This is a genomic window from Pantoea sp. SIMBA_079, assembly GCF_046940275.1.
Taxonomy (GTDB): domain Bacteria; phylum Pseudomonadota; class Gammaproteobacteria; order Enterobacterales; family Enterobacteriaceae; genus Pantoea; species Pantoea borealis.
In genome coordinates this window covers 315797-332686 of sequence record NZ_JAWRYR010000002.1, presented here as the reverse complement: position 1 = coordinate 332686, position 16890 = coordinate 315797, and the positions used below count along the sequence as shown (strand labels likewise).

General features: G+C 57.4%; 14 protein-coding genes. 7 read left to right on the top strand and 7 right to left on the bottom strand.

Features of this window, described 5'->3' with window-relative positions; all coding sequences use genetic code 11:
• The first annotated feature begins 106 nt into the window (after window positions 1-106).
• Window positions 107-637 carry a DUF2058 domain-containing protein gene (locus SB719_RS05430; RefSeq protein ID WP_304231525.1) on the top strand — a complete coding sequence of 177 codons (531 nt, stop codon included), beginning with the start codon at window positions 107-109 and terminating at the stop codon, window positions 635-637.
• Between the two features lie 12 nt (window positions 638-649).
• On the opposite strand, the gene SB719_RS05425 is transcribed toward SB719_RS05430, so the two are convergent.
• Window positions 650-1336, bottom strand: coding sequence for an RluA family pseudouridine synthase (locus SB719_RS05425; protein ID WP_314687770.1), 687 nt, complete (start codon window positions 1334-1336; stop codon window positions 650-652).
• 51 nt (window positions 1337-1387) lie between these two features.
• Entirely contained in the window at window positions 1388-2686 is a 1299-nt protein-coding gene (locus SB719_RS05420) for a glycoside hydrolase family 10 protein (protein ID WP_304231742.1), read from the bottom strand.
• A 139-nt stretch (window positions 2687-2825) separates the two neighbouring features.
• Between SB719_RS05420 and SB719_RS05415 the strand changes: the two genes are divergently transcribed.
• Entirely contained in the window at window positions 2826-3146 is a 321-nt protein-coding gene (locus tag SB719_RS05415; protein WP_065647360.1) for a hypothetical protein, read from the top strand.
• A 29-nt stretch (window positions 3147-3175) separates the two neighbouring features.
• Here the strand turns inward: SB719_RS05415 and gabP are convergent, their stop codons facing one another.
• Together gabP and gabT are read right to left on the bottom strand one after the other, a co-directional pair.
• On the bottom strand, window positions 3176-4570 hold the full coding sequence (gene gabP / locus SB719_RS05410; protein ID WP_065647361.1) for a GABA permease: 1395 nt from the start codon (window positions 4568-4570) through the stop codon (window positions 3176-3178).
• Between the two features lie 100 nt (window positions 4571-4670).
• Window positions 4671-5927: a 4-aminobutyrate--2-oxoglutarate transaminase gene (gabT, locus tag SB719_RS05405; protein ID WP_065647362.1), complete on the bottom strand. Its 1257-nt coding sequence runs from the start codon at window positions 5925-5927 to the stop codon at window positions 4671-4673.
• A gap of 109 nt (window positions 5928-6036) precedes the next feature.
• Here gabT and SB719_RS05400 point away from each other — a divergent pair, with 109 nt between their 5' ends.
• Complete coding sequence (locus tag SB719_RS05400) at window positions 6037-7551, top strand: PLP-dependent aminotransferase family protein (RefSeq protein WP_206099876.1); 1515 nt, start codon at window positions 6037-6039, stop codon at window positions 7549-7551.
• A 49-nt stretch (window positions 7552-7600) separates the two neighbouring features.
• On the opposite strand, the gene SB719_RS05395 is transcribed toward SB719_RS05400, so the two are convergent.
• From SB719_RS05395 to SB719_RS05385, 3 genes are all read right to left on the bottom strand, one after another.
• A complete protein-coding gene (locus SB719_RS05395; RefSeq protein ID WP_412158999.1) occupies window positions 7601-9067 on the bottom strand; it encodes a pyridoxal phosphate-dependent decarboxylase family protein in 1467 nt (488 codons plus the stop codon).
• A 12-nt stretch (window positions 9068-9079) separates the two neighbouring features.
• Window positions 9080-10462, bottom strand: coding sequence for a diaminobutyrate--2-oxoglutarate transaminase (locus SB719_RS05390; RefSeq protein ID WP_065647364.1), 1383 nt, complete (start codon window positions 10460-10462; stop codon window positions 9080-9082).
• A 213-nt stretch (window positions 10463-10675) separates the two neighbouring features.
• Window positions 10676-11431, bottom strand: a complete 756-nt coding sequence (locus SB719_RS05385; protein WP_304231532.1) for a prepilin peptidase — start codon at window positions 11429-11431, stop codon at window positions 10676-10678.
• 460 nt (window positions 11432-11891) lie between these two features.
• On the opposite strand from SB719_RS05385, the gene arnB reads away from it, so the two are divergent.
• The 4 genes from arnB to arnD are packed head-to-tail and all read left to right on the top strand — an operon-like array spanning window position 11892 to window position 16879.
• On the top strand, window positions 11892-13040 hold the full coding sequence (arnB, locus tag SB719_RS05380) for a UDP-4-amino-4-deoxy-L-arabinose aminotransferase (RefSeq protein ID WP_304231534.1): 1149 nt from the start codon (window positions 11892-11894) through the stop codon (window positions 13038-13040).
• Window positions 13030-14016 carry an undecaprenyl-phosphate 4-deoxy-4-formamido-L-arabinose transferase gene (gene arnC / locus SB719_RS05375; protein ID WP_304231536.1) on the top strand — a complete coding sequence of 329 codons (987 nt, stop codon included), beginning with the start codon at window positions 13030-13032 and terminating at the stop codon, window positions 14014-14016. Before arnB ends, arnC begins: the two co-directional genes overlap by 11 nt.
• A complete protein-coding gene (gene arnA, locus SB719_RS05370; RefSeq protein WP_304231537.1) occupies window positions 14013-15992 on the top strand; it encodes a bifunctional UDP-4-amino-4-deoxy-L-arabinose formyltransferase/UDP-glucuronic acid oxidase ArnA in 1980 nt (659 codons plus the stop codon). The genes arnC and arnA overlap by 4 nt, the downstream gene beginning before the upstream one ends.
• The gene (gene arnD, locus SB719_RS05365; protein WP_304231539.1) at window positions 15989-16879 is read left to right on the top strand and encodes a 4-deoxy-4-formamido-L-arabinose-phosphoundecaprenol deformylase; all 891 of its coding nucleotides are present in this window, start codon (window positions 15989-15991) and stop codon (window positions 16877-16879) included. Before arnA ends, arnD begins: the two co-directional genes overlap by 4 nt.
• Window positions 16880-16890: the final 11 nt, after the last annotated feature.

Here is a 16890-nt window from a genome sequence, read left to right as displayed (position 1 = left end):
GCACCGGCTGCCGCAGATATCCGCAAAAGCGGATGCGGCTGTCCGGTACAGCCCGGTGAATAACAGGTATAATCTGCCAGATTAGCCAACAGATTCAGGATCGGAAATGTCTAAACTTACGCTACAGGAGCAGATGCTCAAAGCCGGATTAGTCTCCAGCAAAAAAATGGAAAAGGTGCAGCGTACGGCTAAAAAGTCACGCGTGCAGGCGCGTGAAGCGAAACAGGCCGTTGAAGAGAACAAAAAAGCGCAGCTTGAGCGTGATAAGCAGCTTAATGACCAGCAGCGTCAGGCGGTGCTGGAAAAAGAGTATAAGGCGCAGGTAAAGCAGCTCATTGAGATGAACCGTATTACGACTGGACGGGGTAATATCGATTTTAATTTTACCGATAACAATCTGATCAAAAAAATCACCGTTGATAAAGCCACGCAGGCGCAGCTTATCAACGGCCGTCTGGCCATTGCCCGTCTGGTTACGGAGAAAAGCGATTACGCGATTATTCCGGCCAGCGTGGCGGATAAGATCGCACAGCGCGATGCCAGCGCGATTGTGCTGAACAGCGCACTGAGTCAGGAAGCGCAGGATGAGGATGATCCGTACGCTGACTTTAAAGTGCCGGATGATCTGATGTGGTAAGCAGTCTGGCGTTCAGAACGGAGCCGGCAGCTGCAGATGCAGCGGCTGCTGGCTGACCGGATGAACAAACCGGATCGCACTGGCGTGCAGCATCAGGCGCGTCGCCTCTTCCGTGCCCGGTAACCGCCGGCCACCATAAAAGTCGCAGCCCAGAATCGGATAACCCAGCAGCTGACAGTGGAGACGCAGCTGGTGGGTACGCCCGGTTTCGGGCATCAGCATCACACGCGTGAGCGGCAGCCCGTCAGGCTGATAAACGCGTGCCGTGACCTGATAGCGCGAGCGCGCCGGTTTACCCTTAACCGGACAGACTGACATCAGCGGAAAGTGCGCGGGATCTTTTGCAATCGGCGCATCAATCACGCCTTCATCGCAGGGCAGATGCCCGCACAATAGCGCGGTATAGATTTTTTCAACCTGTCGCATACTGAACTGCGCGGAAAGCGCAGCGTTGATGGCTTTGCTCCGGGCGATGATCATCAGGCCGGATGTGCCGAAATCGAGCCGGTGCACCAGCGAGCAGCCCGGGTAGCGCTGCAGCATCCGGTAATGCACTGAATCACTGTTTTGTGGGTTTTTACCGGAGAGGCTCAGCAGACCGGCGGGCTTACCTATCACCAGCAGGTGTTCATCCTGCCAGATAATAGTAATCTTTTCATGGCACGGCGGCGCGATAAACGCGTCAAAATCAGCAGTCATAGCGCATCTGTATTGGGCTAACGGATGCTGATGATAGCGAAACCGTGTGCATCAGTCGCGGCTTTTCCAGCGCTGCTGCAGATAGCGTACTGCTTCCTGCGTCTGCGGCTGTGACAGATACCCCTCGCGGAAGAGGATCGTGCCATCAACATCCGGCAGCGACTCATTCAGCTCAATCTGCTTTTTCAGTTCGGGTACGCCTCCCTGACGCGTCCAGTCGGGCTCCATTTTAGACGCCACGCCCACTTTATAGAGCGCAACGCCAATGTAGAGACGCACCGGTGTTGGACGAACTACGTCTGCCCACCAGCGGGTCAGCACGTCATAGCGTGCTGCTGCGCGGGCAAACGGCCAGTAAAGCTGAGGGGCGATATAATCCAGCAGACCACGCTGTACCCAGAGGCGTGTATCAGCGTAAGCCTCATCGTAAGCTGCGGCACCGCGCGTATCGGAACCGGCCGGGTCGTGAGAGAGATTACGCCACACGCCAGCCGGGCTGACGCCAAACGCCACGTCGGGCCGCAGTTTTTTTACCGTGCGCGAGACCTGCTCAATCAGCTGTAGCGTGTTATTACGCCGCCAGTCAGCTTTAGTGGCGAAACCGGCGCCATATTGACGAAAAGTCGCGTTGTCATTCAAGGGAGAGGCCGCAGTTTCGGTGTAGAAATAGTCGTCAAACTGCACGCCATCCACGGCGTAGTGCGAAACCACTTCAGCCACAATACTGGTGATCCAGTCGCGCACGTCGGGAATACCCGGATCCAGTACCAGCCGGTCGCTCGCGGTGCGGATCCAGCCGGGATGCAGAACATAGACGCTGGCAGGCTGCTGTGTCAGCGTGCGCTGCAGTTCGCGCAGGGTACCGGGTTTGACGTTGGTCGAGACGCGATAGGGGTTAAACCACGCGTGCACTTTTATGCCCCGCTGATGCGCTTCTTTCAGCAGAAATGCCAGCGGATCGTAGCCAGGGTTTTCTCCGATATGGCCGGTCAGCGTATCGGACCAGGGCAGGATTTTTGAGGACCAGAGCGCGGTGCCGTCAGGCTTGACCTGGAAAAACACCGTGTTGATCCCAAGCTGCTTTAACTGGTCCAGTCTGGCGATAAGCGACGCCTGCTGCAGACGAACACGTTCAGCCGGCGCGGCCGTCACCGATGTCACCGGCGGCCAGTCGAGGCGTGAAACAGTCGTGAGCCATACGCCACGCATCGGCTCGCGCGGCGCGTCCGGGGTGAGCGTAACCGGTGGCTTTGCCACGGGTGGCAGCGGCGTCACCAGCGACTTAGGCGGTGTGCCGGCACAGCCTGCCAGCAGCAGTGCCAGCGCGCCGGTGCGCAGCAGCGCTGTCAGATGAAAACGCGATAAACAGGCTATGGTAAACTCCCTTTATAAACGGCTAAGTCTGGCGCTGCCATTTTCAGGGCGTGCGTCAGAAAGTCAACCTTAACGGATGGTGAAGTGCCACCGTCCACGCGTGAGAATAAAAAATATGCAATATGAAGATCTCTATCGCCGCATCGGACAAATTCTCTACAGCTGCGGTCCGGAAGGCGCCCGACAGCTGACGGTACAGGCTGAGCTGTTTGCTGACGAGGAGGGAGGGCAGTATCAGTTTAACTATCTGGATGAGCAGGGTGAACCTGACTGGTTTGAGCCTGATGCGCGAGCCATTAGCGATCTGACTGACGCACTGAAAGCGTTTCAGCACTATTTCGTTGAGCATGAGCTGTCGCCAGGACAGCCCGTCTGGACACACTGCGTGGTGAAAATTGATGTGCCGGAGTCGGCTCTCAGCATTGACGTTTACTGAAACCGGGCATCCCTGCCCGGAACCGTGACTCAGGAACGAACGGCTACCATTCTGGCGTGGCGGCGCGCCGCGCGTTTGCGGTGTACCAGCCGGCTGGCAGCCAGCACCAGCAGCGTCAGAATAGCGGTGGCGATGATCTCCGGGCGATGCTGCTGATTAAACAGCATCGAGCCGAGCACGCCGATGATAAATACAATGGTCGCCCAGGTGAGCCCCGGAAAGAGCCACATGCGATAGCTCAGGGTCTCGCCACGCGCCTCGCGTTTTTTGCGCAATACCAGGTGAGAGGCCGCAATCACCAGATAGACCAGCAGCGCAATCGCGCCCGAGCTGGCCAGCAGGAACTCAAAAACGGCGCTGGGTGCCACATAATTAGCAAACACCGCCAGAAACGCCGCTGCGGTTGAAAGTAATACGGCAACCCACGGTGTACCGCTGCGCGTGGTACGCGAGGCGGCAGCAGGTGCATCCTGACGACGCGACAGCGAAAACAGCATACGCGAGGCGGTATAAAGCGCTGAGTTCAGGCAGCTGCATACGGCAATCAGTACCACAATATCGACAATAAGACGCGCATGAGGAATGTTCATTATCTCCATCGCGGTCTGATAAGAACCATTCTTCATCAGCGCCGGACTGTTCCAGGGCACCAGCGAAATCACCAGGAAAATTGACAGCAGATAAAACAGGGCGATACGCCAGATCACGGAGTTAGTCGCCTGAGTAATCTGCTTTTTCGGTTCGCGCGACTCCGCTGCGGCAATCGTGACAATTTCCGTGCCCATAAAAGAGAACATTGTGGTCAGAATGGCGGCCAGCACGGCGCTGATACCGTTCGGCATAAACCCTCTGGTATCCCAGAGATGCGAGATCCCCTGCGTGTTGCTGCCGGGCAGCAGGCCAAATACCGCCAGGCTACCTGCCACCAGAAAGCCGACGATCGCGACCACCTTCAGCAGAGCAAACCAGAACTCAAACTCGCCATAGTTTTTCACGCTGAACAGATTGCTGACGGTAAGAAACGCCGTGATCGCCAGAGTATATTCCCAGACGTCCACCTGCGGAAACCAGCCGTGCAGAATAGTGCCGGCGGCGTTCGCTTCAAGCGGGATCACCAGCACCCAGAACCACCAGTAGAGCCAGCCGATAGTGAAACCGGCCCAGCGCCCCAGCGATTTGTCAGCATAGGTGGAAAAAGAGCCGGAATCAGGCGAAGCAACGGCCATCTCCGCCAGCATACGCATAATCAGCACCACCAGCGTACCGGCGGCAATATAGGCGAGCAGCACCGCCGGCCCCGCTTCGGCGATAGCGTGCCCGGAGCCCACAAACAGGCCGGCACCGATAACGCCGGCAATAGAAAGCATCCTCACGTGGCGCGGCTTCAGGCCTGGTGCCAGTACGTCGGCATTCTGAGCGGTCATAGTTTTTTCTCCGAATCGTCTCTCAGGCGACGCACCGCGCCGCCTGGCGTGAAGGTGGACAGTCTGGCCTGCAGCGGACAGGCCAGAGGTGCAGCGCGGCTTAACGCTGCGGAGTGAGCAAACCGCCCAGGATATCGAGCGCCTGGCGAAACTGCGCATCCGGAATGGTCAGCGGATAGAGGAAGCGGATGACGTTACCGAGCGGTCCGCAGGTCAGCAGCAGCAGCCCCTGTGCCATCGCCTGTTGCTGCAGCGTCTGCGCAGTCTGCGCATCAGCAAACTCTACGGCAACCATCGAACCCAGCGCGCGGATATCGGTGATAGCCGGCTGCGTGGCGCGTGCGCCCTGCAGGAATTCAGTCAGTGCGGCACCAAGCTGTACGGAGCGTTCGCAGAGCTGCTCTTCGGCAATAACATCCAGCACCGCGTGCGCTGCCGCAATAGAGAGAGGGTTACCGGCATAGGTTCCCCCCAGGCCGCCAGGGCCGGGCGCATCCATAATTTCTGCGCGGCCACTCACGGCAGAGAGCGGCATTCCCCCTGCGAGGCTCTTTGCCATGGTGATCAGGTCAGGCTCAACGCCATAGTGTTCCATGGCAAAGATTTTACCGGTACGGCCAAATCCGCTTTGTACTTCATCAGCAATCAGCAGGATCCCGTGCCGATCGGCCAGCGCGCGCAGCTGCGTCATGAATTCAGGTGGCGCGATATGAAAGCCACCTTCGCCCTGGACCGGCTCCAGCACAATCGCGGCCACATCCTGCGGAGCGATATCCTGCGTAAAGAGGTCATGCAGACTTGCCAGCGCATCCTCCGTGCTGATGCCGGTAACGCTGTTTGGGTAGCGGGCATGGAACACGGATGCAGGCATCGGACCAAAGTCGCGCTTATACGGCGCCACTTTGCCGGTCATCGCCATGGTCATAAAGGTGCGGCCATGAAACGCATTGCCGAAGGTGATAATACCGTGGCGCCGGGTGGCGGCGCGTGCAACTTTGACGGCATTCTCTACCGCTTCAGCGCCGGTGCTGAAAAACGCGGTTTTCACTTTTCCGGTAATCGGCACCAGATCGTTGATGCGCTCCGCCAGCGCAACATAGTTCTCATAAGGCGTGACCTGGAAAGCGGTATGGGTAAATTTTTCTAACTGGTCTTTGATGGCCTGCACGACGCGCGGATGACGATGACCGGTGTTCAAAACCGCGATTCCGCCGGCAAAGTCGATCCAGCTATTACCCTCAGTGTCATGCAGCGTGGCGTTCTCTGCCTGCTCAACAAACCACGGACACAGATTGCCGGTGCCGCGTGGCAGAGCATCATCTTTACGTTGTTGCAGCTGGCTGTTTTTACCTTCCATAACCTTTCCTTAGCGATAAGCTTCTTTACAAATCACGACAAACACGCTTATTTATGCCTGCAGCGGCACAGGTTGCCAGAGCCAATTCAACGAAAAAGGATGGAGCCAATTGCGGAGTTTGTATGCCGATCATGTATTGGAGCGCCTGCAGTTTGTCGCGGAAGGCACGCTGCAGCAGCGGCTGCTTATTTGCATGCAGCAGGCGATTGCTGAAGGTATTTTTCCGCGCGCCTCGCGCCTGCCCGCCACGCGCGATCTGGCCCGCGAGCTGGCGGTATCGCGCAATACGGTGCTAAACGTGTATGAAAATCTCATTGCGCAGGGTTACGTTACGGCCCGTACCGGCAGCGGTACCTGGATTGCGGAGACGCTGCCGGAGGGATGCCTGAACAGCCCGCAGCGCGTTCCTGAGTCTGCCGCTGTGCTGACCAAACCCGCTGCGCTGTCGCGGCGAGGCGCAACGCTGCTCGGACATGCCAACGCCTCGCCGTGGCAGTGGGGCGCGTTTGTACCGGGCGCGCCCGATGTGCGTCAGTTCCCGCATAAGCTGTTCAGTCAGATCCAGGCGCGACTGAACCGCGATCCGGAGATAGAACGGCTGATTTACAGTAGCAGCGGAGGCTGTCCGCAGCTGCGTCAGGCGCTGGCGGAGTATCTCAGCGTGGCGCGTTCGGTGCGGGCAGACGCCGACCAGATTATTATTACCGAGGGGGTACATCAGGCGGTGGATCTGGTGACACGCGTGCTGTGCGACGCGGGCGACCCGGTCTGGATCGAGGAGCCGGGCTACTGGGGAACGCGTAATCTGCTGCGGATTAACGGTCTTAAAATCCAGGCGAAAGCGGTAGATGAACAGGGCATTATTCCCGATCTGCCCTCGCGCAGTAAGCCGCCAAAAATGATATTTGTGACGCCGTCACATCAATATCCGCTGGGCGTGCATCTCAGCCTGGAGCGCCGCAGACAGCTGCTTGATCTGGCGCGGAAACATAAAAGCTGGCTGGTCGAAGATGACTACGACAGTGAGTTTCGTTTTTCCGGCCAGCCGTTTCCGTCGCTGCAGGGCTTTGAGGCAGATGCACCGGTTATCTATATGGGCACCTTTTCTAAAACGCTCTATCCGGCGCTGCGGCTCGGCTATCTGGTTGTCCCTAAAGCGCTGGCTCAGCCGTTGCGGCTGGCGGCGGCGGAGCTTTATCGTGGCGGTCATCTGCTGATCCAGCGTGCGCTGGCAGAGTTTATTCAGAAAGGACACTACATGGCGCATATCCGCCGCATGCGGAAGCTCTACAGCCAGCGGCGGCAGTTCCTGACCGGACTTATTGCCCGTTATCTTGGCGAAGCGTTTCTGCCGGCGGTGAACCATCAGGCGGGTCTGCATCTGGTGCTGCCGCTGCCGCAGGGGTGCGATGACGTCGCGATTGCTGCGCTGGCGCTAAAGCGCGGCGTGAAGGTGCGTGCGCTGTCGCAGTATTATATGCACCCGCAGGAGAAACGCGGTTTATTGCTGGGATATGCCTGCGTTGACGAGCGTCAGTGTCAGGATGCGTTTGGCGCGCTGAAGGGCTGTCTGCTGGAGGCGGGAGTGATAACGCGCGGAAGCGGCCCGGAAAATCCGGCATAAAAAAAGCCGGCCACCCGTGAAGGGTGCCGGCCAGATTTCAGCGGGATAATCAGGCGCTCAGCAGCTGATCGGCCGTTTTTTCCACCAGTGCCAGTAGCAGCTTAATATCATCCAGCGTGACGGTGGGATTCAGCAGCGTCAGCTTCAGACAGGTGACGCCCTGATTCTCGGTCACACCTACGTTAGCGCGGCCCGACTCCAGCAGAACATCGCCGATGCGCTGGTTAAACAGCGCAATCTGCGCAACGTCAGTGAGCTGCTGCGGACGATAACGGAACAGCACGCTTGCCAGCTGCGGCTGCATGACCAGTTCCAGACGCGGGGTGGCTTCAACATACCGTGCCACTTCCTGCGCCAGAGTGACGCCGTGGTCGATAATCGCCGCATACTGTTTCTGACCCAGCGCTTCCAGACCCATCCACAGCTTCAGCGCGTCAAAGCGGCGCGTAGTCTGCAGCGATTTAGAGACCAGGTTCGGTACGCCCGCTTCTTCATCAAACTCGGAGTTGAGGTAGGCCGCCTGATAACGCATCAGTTCATAATGACGCGCATCCTTCAGCAGAAACGCGCCGCAGCTGATGGTCTGGAAATATTGCTTATGGAAGTCCAGGGTAACGGAGTCCACCCTATCCAGACCATCCAGATAGTGACGATACTTCTCTGACAGCAGCAGCGCGCCGCCCCAGGCCGCATCCACGTGAACCCAGATATTACGTTCAGCGGCGATGGCAGCGATTTCACGCAGCGGATCGATAGCGCCTGCGTCGGTGGTTCCCGCCGTAGCAACAATCGCCAGTACCTGTTCGCCGTTCGCTTCAGCCTGCGCCAGTTTGGCCTGCAGATCGTTGACGTCCATGCGCGCAAAGTCATCGGACTTTACCTGAACCACTGACTGATAGCCGTGGCCCAGCAGCGCCATGTTCTTCTGCACCGAGAAGTGCGCGTTTTCAGAACAGAACACTTTCATCTTACGCAGATCGCCGGTGATACCATCCTGCTGCACCGAGTGGCCCTGACGGGCAAAGAACGCATCGCGAGCCAGCATCAGGCCCATCAGATTGCTCTGGGTACCGCCGCTGGTAAAGACGCCGGCGTCTCCGGCAGCGTAACCCACCTGAGCACGCAGCCATTCAATGAGTTTGACCTCAATGATGGTCGCTGAAGGGCTCTGATCCCAGGAATCCATGCTCTGGTTCGTGGCGTTGATCAGAACTTCGGCGGCCTGGCTTACCACCAGGCTCGGGCAGTGCAGGTGCGCCACACACTGCGGATGGTGCACTGACAGACTGTCTTTCAGGAAATACTCAATCGCGCGCTCAATCGCGGCCTGGTTACCCAGGCCGTCAGGATTGAAGTCAAGCGCAATGCGCTCGCGCAGTTCGGCAACCGTTTTGCCCTGATACATCTCAGGCTGCTGCAGCCACTGCACAACCGCGGCGCTGCTCTGGGCAATCGCCTGCTGATATGCCTCAATGCTCTGCGCGGAGGCGGCCAGAATCGGATTCACTTCACTCATTTACTTTTCCAGTCAAACAGGTTTGACGCCAGCGCCCAGCAGCGCCTGCTCAAATTTATCCAGGAATACGGCCAGCTCTTCGTTAGTGATAAGCAGGGACGGCAGCAGGCGCAGCACAGAACCGTGACGGCCGCCGCGCTCCAGAATCAGGCCCGCTTCGAAGCATTTCTTCTGCAGCAGCGCAGAAAGCTCGCCATCTGCCGGGAAGCTGCCCATGTGGTCAGCCGGCTCATCGGGCTTAACGATTTCAATACCAATCATCATGCCCATGCCGCGAATGTGACCGATAACCGGGAAGCGCTGCTGCATCTCTGCCAGCTGTGCTTTCAGCCACTCACCCTGTTCAGCGACTTTTGCAGCAATATTCTGCTCAGTCAGCACTTTCAGGGTAGCCAGACCGGTTGCCATCGCCAGCTGATTGCCGCGGAAGGTACCGGTATGGTGGCCCGGTGACCAGGCATCGAACTGCTTTTTAATGCCCAGCACAGCGAGTGGCAGGCCACCGCCAACCGCTTTTGACATCACGATGATGTCTGGTTCAATGCCGGCGTGTTCAAAGGCGAAGAATTTACCGGTGCGGGCAAAGCCTGCCTGAACTTCGTCCAGAATAAGCAGAATGCCGTGCTCCTGCGTGACTTTGCGGATGCGCTGCAGCCACTCAGCCGGAGCCGGGTTCACACCGCCTTCACCCTGAACCGCTTCCAGAATAACGGCTGCCGGCTTACGCACGCCGCTTTCTACGTCGTTAATCAGGTTGTCGAAGTAGTAGGTCAGCGCTTTCACGCCTGCGTCACCACCGATGCCCAGCGGGCAGCGATACTGGTGCGGGTAAGGCATAAACTGCACTTCCGGCATCATGCCGTTAACCGCTTCTTTTGGTGACAGGTTGCCGGTTACGGCGAGCGCACCGTGCGTCATGCCGTGATAGCCGCCTGAGAAACTGATAACACCGCTGCGGCCGGTAACTTTTTTCGCCAGCTTCAGTGCAGCCTCAACGGCGTCCGCCCCCGATGGGCCGGTAAACTGCAGGCAATACTCTTTGCCCTGGCCAGGCAGCAGAGAAAGCAGTGATTCAGAGAATTGATCTTTCAGCGGTGTGGTCAGATCAAGAGTATGTAACGGCAAGCCGCTGGTAATGACATTTTGGATGCTCTGCAGAACATCAGGGTGGTTATGACCAAGTGCCAGCGTCCCTGCGCCAGCCAGACAGTCAAGATATTGCTTATTCTCAACATCCGTAATCCACACGCCGCTGGCTTTAGCGATAGCTAAAGGCAATTTGCGCGGGTAACTCCTGACGTTTGATTCAAACTCAGCCTGACGGGCTAAGAATGCGTCGTTGTTTCCGTTGAATGAGCTGGCACCAAAATTATCAATACGGACTTTATCCGTCATCATATCTCTCCTTCAACCGGGGCTCGCAGTGGCTGGCCGATTGACTAATTGAACAAAAAAGTATCAGTAATGTAAAAAGCGCGGCCAATATAGAGCCTTTTTACTGACATCACAATGATTAATTTTGTGTAGAATTGTTTATTCTTTTCATATACGAATCATAACGTTGGACAGAAACTGGCCGTTGTTATTTCTCTGCTAAAACGGTCAGGTTCAAATTATTGAATGAATAAAGAGACTTATGCCCGCCAGTGAAAGCCATGGACCAAACGGGATAAGGCGGCCAGGCTGCTGAAAACGCCATAATCTGACAAAGGTCACAAAAATCAGCGCGCTGCCACTGGCCATAATCAGCAGCACTGGCAGTGACGTCAAACCAAGCCAGGCACCCAGTGCCGCCAGTAATTTGGCATCTCCCTGTCCGACACCGGACTGGTTTCTCAGCAGCTGATAACACCAGCCAGTAAAACGCATCACGCCATATCCGGCCGCAGCGCCTGTCACCGCATCATGGAGCGTGCCTGGTAATACATCAGCGCTATGCAATAACAGGCCGAGCCAGAGCAGCGGCAGCGTAATCGCATCCGGCAGCAGCAGATGCGTCATATCGATAAGGGAGAGCGCCAGCAGTGCCCATGCCAGCAGCAGTGCGGCAATGAGCCGGCTGTCAGCGGGCAACAGCACGATCAGCAGCAGGGAGAGCAGGAGTGTCGCGATCTCAGTAGCCGGATAACGGCAGCCGATCGGACTATGGCAATCGCGACACCGGCCGCGCAGCAAGAGCCAGCTCAGCACCGGAATCATGTCATACCAGCGCAGGGCGCGTTCACAATGTATGCAGCAGGATGAGGGCGTCAGCAGTGAGGTGAGCGTGGCCGCCTGTGCGATATGCCGCGGTAACCGATACACGACAACATTAATAAAGCTGCCAACGGCCAGCGTCAGCAGGGTAACCAGCAACATCACCATATCGTCTTCCTGCTCTCATCATGTCATTAGCCTGCGAGCAACCTACCTCATCCTCTGGGGTAACGGGAGTGACAATACTCATTTTCAGTAACTTGCAACGATCGTTGCGCGCCGGGTTCAGAAAAACAGCGTATCAAACCCGAATAACCGCTGCGCTTTTTGCTGCATCGCGCCCGGCACAATTATCAATCAATCCTCAACGTTGAAGAAGTTGGCTGCATAATCACCGCAAATTTAATGTTGCGTTAAGTTTTGCTGCTTATGGTGATTACGCAGGAAAAAATAGCAGGCTGGCTAATGATTTGGCAGGCCGCATCAGGAAGCGATAAACCCGGCAGCAGACAAAATGTCATGAGGTTTTTCGACTGAATGCGTTGAAAGTACGTTGAGGTTGCGCGTGATAGCTGATGCAGGCTCTGGCCCTGCATCTGTATCAGAGCATAATTGATAAGGTGGATTTATGTCTTTCTTACCCTTTTCACGCCCCGCTTTGGGCGAAGAAGAGCTGGCTGCCGTCAGGGCGGTATTTGCTTCTGGCTGGATTACCACTGGCCCGAAAAATGCCGAACTGGAGCAGGCTTTCTGTGAGCTGACCGGAAATCAGCATGCCATTGCCGTGAGTTCAGCCACCGCCGGCCTCCACGTCACGCTGCTGGCGCTGGGCATTCAGCCCGGAGATGAGGTCATTACTCCTTCACTGACCTGGGTCTCTACACTCAATATCATTACGCTGCTGGGGGCCACGCCGGTCATGGTCGATGTTGATCGCCATACGCTGATGGTGACAGCAGAACAGATTGACGCGGCGATCACGCCACGCACCCGCGCGATTATTCCGGTGCATTACGCCGGTGCGCCGGTTGATCTTGCGTCAATCTGTGCGCTGGGCGAGCGCTATGGCATCCCGGTAATCGAAGACGCTGCACACGCAATCGGCTGCCACTATGGCAGCCAGCATGTCGGACAGCGCGGCACGGCAATCTTTTCACTGCACGCCATCAAAAATATTACCTGTGCCGAAGGCGGGATTGTTGTGACGGATGATGGTGACCTGGCCGACCGGATACGCAGCCTGAAGTTTCACGGACTGGGCGTGGATGCCTGGGATCGCGATACGCACGGGCGAAAACCGCAGGCAGAAGTGATCGCGCCTGGTTTTAAATACAATCTGCCGGATATCAACGCCGCTATTGCGCTGGTCCAGCTCGGCAAACTTGCCGATATCAACCGCCGTCGCCGGACGATTGCGCAGCGTTACCTGCAGGCGCTGGCGGATACGCCTTTTCTGCCCCTGAAACAGCCTGACTGGCCACATCTGCATGCCTGGCATCTGTTTATCATCCGCGTCGATGAAGCCACCTGCGGCATCAGTCGCAATGCGCTGATGGAGGCATTGAAAGCAGAGCAGATCGGCACCGGCCTTCATTTCCGTGCGGCGCATACGCATAAATATTACCGGGAACGTTATCCGCATCTTAGCCTGCCTGACACGGAATGGAACAGCGAACGTATCTGCTCGCTCCCGCTGTTTCCCGATATGCAGGATGAGGATGTGAGCCGGGTAATCAACGCGCTGCGCACGCTGGCAGGAGGCCATCATGCTGGATGAAAAACCGATTCAGAAAATCTCTGTGGTTATTCCGGTTTATAACGAAGAGGAGAGTTTGCCCGAGCTGGTACGCCGTACCAGCGCGGTCTGCAGCACGCTGGGCCTGAACTATGAGATCCTGCTGGTGGATGACGGCAGCAGCGACCGCTCGGCGCAGATGATCGCCGATGCTGCTGACATGCCAGGAAGTCACGTAGTGGGCGTTCTGCTTAACCGAAACTATGGTCAGCACTCGGCGATAATGGCGGGCTTCGCACACGTGTCGGGCGATCTGATCATTACACTGGATGCCGATCTGCAGAACCCGCCGGAAGAGATCCCGGCACTGGTGAAGGCGGCGCAGCAGGGCTATGACGTGGTCGGCACCGTCCGCCAGAACCGGCAGGATAGCTGGTTTCGCAAACGCGCCTCACGCGCCATCAATCAGCTGATCCAGCGCGTCACCGGCAAAGCGATGGGCGATTACGGCTGCATGCTGCGCGCCTATCGCCGGCACATTGTCGACGCCATGCTCAACTGCCATGAACGCAGCACCTTTATTCCCATTCTGGCCAATACCTTTGCCCGCCGCACTATCGAACTCCCGGTCGCACACGCTGAGCGTGAATTTGGCGATTCCAAATACAGCGTCATGAAGCTCATCAATCTGATGTATGACCTGGTGACCTGTCTGACCACGACGCCGCTGCGCCTGCTCAGCATCATCGGCAGTCTGATTGCGCTGGCGGGCTTTGCCTTTTCAATACTGCTGGTGATCTTACGCCTGTTTTTTGGCGCCAGCTGGGCCGGCGACGGCCTGTTTATGCTGTTTGCGGTGCTGTTTATTTTTGTCGGTGCGCAGTTTATCGGGATGGGCCTGCTGGGCGAGTACATCGGGCGTATCTACAACGATGTACGCGCACGGCCGCGCTATTTCATTCAGCGGGTGATCCACCCGCAGCACGAAACCTCTCAGGTTCAGGAAATCAAATCATGAAAACAGTTGTTTTTGCCTATGCGGAAATGGGTTGCGCAGGAATCAATGCGCTGCTGAAAGCGGGTTTTGAGATCACAGCGATCTTTACGCACACCGACACCGCTGCAGAGAGCCATTTTTTTGATTCCGTCGCACGCCTCGCCGCTGAGCGCGGCATTCCGGTGCATGCGCCTGAAGAGGTTAATCATCCTTTATGGCTTGAACGTATCCGGGCACTGGAGCCTGATTACATTTTCTCATTTTATTACCGGGCGATGCTGAGCGACGCTATCCTGGGATGTGCGGCGCAGGGGGCGTTCAACCTGCACGGCTCGCTGCTGCCTGCCTATCGCGGTCGCGCACCGCTTAACTGGGTACTGGTTAATGGCGAAACGGAAACCGGCGTGACGCTGCATCGTATGGTGAGCCGGGCCGATGCCGGTGACATTGTCACGCAGGAGCGGGTCACTATTGATGAACAGGATGATGCGCTGACGCTGCACCGTAAGCTGGTCGCCTGTGCCACGCAGCTGCTGGAAGGTGCGCTCCCGGCGCTGAAGCGGGGTGAGGTCGTTGCCCGGCCGCAGGATGAGCGGCAGGCCACCCGCGTGGGACGCCGTACGCCGGAAGATGGACGTATCCGGTGGGAACAGAGCGCACGGCAGGTGAATAACCTGGTGCGCGCGGTCACCTGGCCGTGGCCCGGCGCATTTGCCTTTGCCGGTACGGTAAAGTTTATGGTGTGGAAAGGGCGTGTGCACACCGGCACGCCTGTTGCCAGAGCCGGGACCGTGCTCTCTGTCGATCCGCTGCAGGTCGCCTGCGGCGAGGGTGCGCTGGAGATTGTCACCGGCCAGTGTGATAACGGCGTGTTTATGAATGGCAGTCAGCTGGCGCAAAGCCTGGGACTGGTGCCCGGCGCGCTGCTTTACTCTGAGCCGGTGGCCGCTGTGAAACGCCGTACGCGGGTACTGATCCTCGGTGTGAACGGCTTTATCGGCAATCATCTGACTGAACGTCTGCTGCAGGATGATAACTTTGAGGTCTATGGGCTGGATATCGGCTCTGATGCGATAAGTCGTTTTCTCAGCGAACCACGTTTCCACTTTGTTGAGGGCGACATCAGTATCCACTCTGAATGGATTGAGTATCACATCAAGAAGTGTGACGTGGTGCTGCCGCTGGTGGCGATCGCCACGCCCATCGAGTACACCCGTAACCCGCTGCGGGTGTTTGAACTCGATTTTGAAGAGAACCTGAAAATCATTCGCGACTGCGTCAGGTATAAGAAGCGCATTATCTTCCCTTCTACGTCTGAAGTTTACGGTATGTGTACCGATCGGCATTTTGACGAGGATAGCTCCAACCTGGTCGTTGGCCCGATCAATAAACAGCGCTGGATCTACTCGGTTTCCAAACAGCTGCTCGATCGGGTGCTATGGGCCTATGGTGAAAAAGAGGGCCTGCGCTTTACGCTGTTCCGCCCCTTTAACTGGATGGGACCCCGGCTCGATAACCTTAATGCTGCACGCATTGGCAGCTCCCGCGCCATCACCCAGCTGATCCTCAATCTGGTAGAAGGATCGCCCATTAAGCTGGTGGATGGCGGGGCGCAGAAGCGCTGTTTCACCGATATCCGCGACGGGATTGAAGCGCTGTTTCGCATCATTGAAAACCGCAACGACAACTGCGACGGGCAGATCATCAATATCGGTAATCCGGAAAATGAAGCCAGTATCCGCGAGCTGGCGGAGCATCTGCTGACCAGCTTTGAACGTCATCCGCTGCGCGACCGTTTCCCGCCGTTTGCCGGATTTCGCGAAGTGGAAAGCAGCAGCTACTACGGCAAAGGGTATCAGGATGTCGAGCACCGCAAGCCGTCGATAAAAAATGCGCGCCGGCTGCTGAACTGGACACCCGACGTGGATATGGATACCACCATCGATAACACGCTGGATTTCTTTCTGCGCACCGTTGAACTGCAGGAGAAGCCATGAAAAAAGTGGGGCTGCGGGTCGATGTTGATACCTGGCGCGGCACCCGGCTGGGCGTCCCGGCGCTGCTGGAGCAATTCAGCCTGCATCAGCTGCAGGCGAGTTTTTTCTTCAGCGTCGGGCCGGATAATATGGGGCGCCATGTGTGGCGCCTGCTCAAGCCGCGCTTTTTCTGGAAAATGGTGCGCTCCCGCGCGGCGTCGCTCTATGGCTGGGATATTCTGCTGGCGGGTACCGCCTGGCCAGGGCGTCATATTGGTCGCGGCCAGGCGGACATTATTCGCGCCACCGCCGATCATCATGAAGTTGGCCTGCACGCCTGGGATCACTTTGCCTGGCAGACCTGGGCGGGCGTCTGGTCAGAACAGCGGCTGGCTCAGGAGATAAACCGGGGTAAGCAGGCGCTGGACGCGGTGACAGGTGACAGTGTCACCTGCTCGGCGGTTGCCGGCTGGCGTGCGGACAGCCGGATTATCGCCGCAAAAGAGCCCTTTCATTTCCGCTACAACAGCGACTGCCGCGGCAGCGGTCCGTTTATCCCGCTACTGCCTGACGGCACGGAAGGCACGGTACAGATCCCGGTCACGCTGCCCACCTGGGATGAAGTGGTGGGGCATCAGGTAAGCGCAGCACGCTTCAACGATTTTATTCTGGAGCGGATGCAGCATGCCGCAGGTACACCGGTCTATACCATTCATGCCGAAGTCGAAGGGATAGCTGCGCGCGACGCTTTCAGCAATCTGCTCGACCGCGCCCGGCAGGCCGGTATTCACTTCTGTCCGCTCAGTGAGCTGCTGCCTGCCGACCTTTCCATGCTGCCACGTGCCCCTGTGGTACGAGGCAGTATCGCCGGTCGGGAAGGGTGGCTGGGCTGCCAGGCTGCAAACTAAACAGGGCGTTC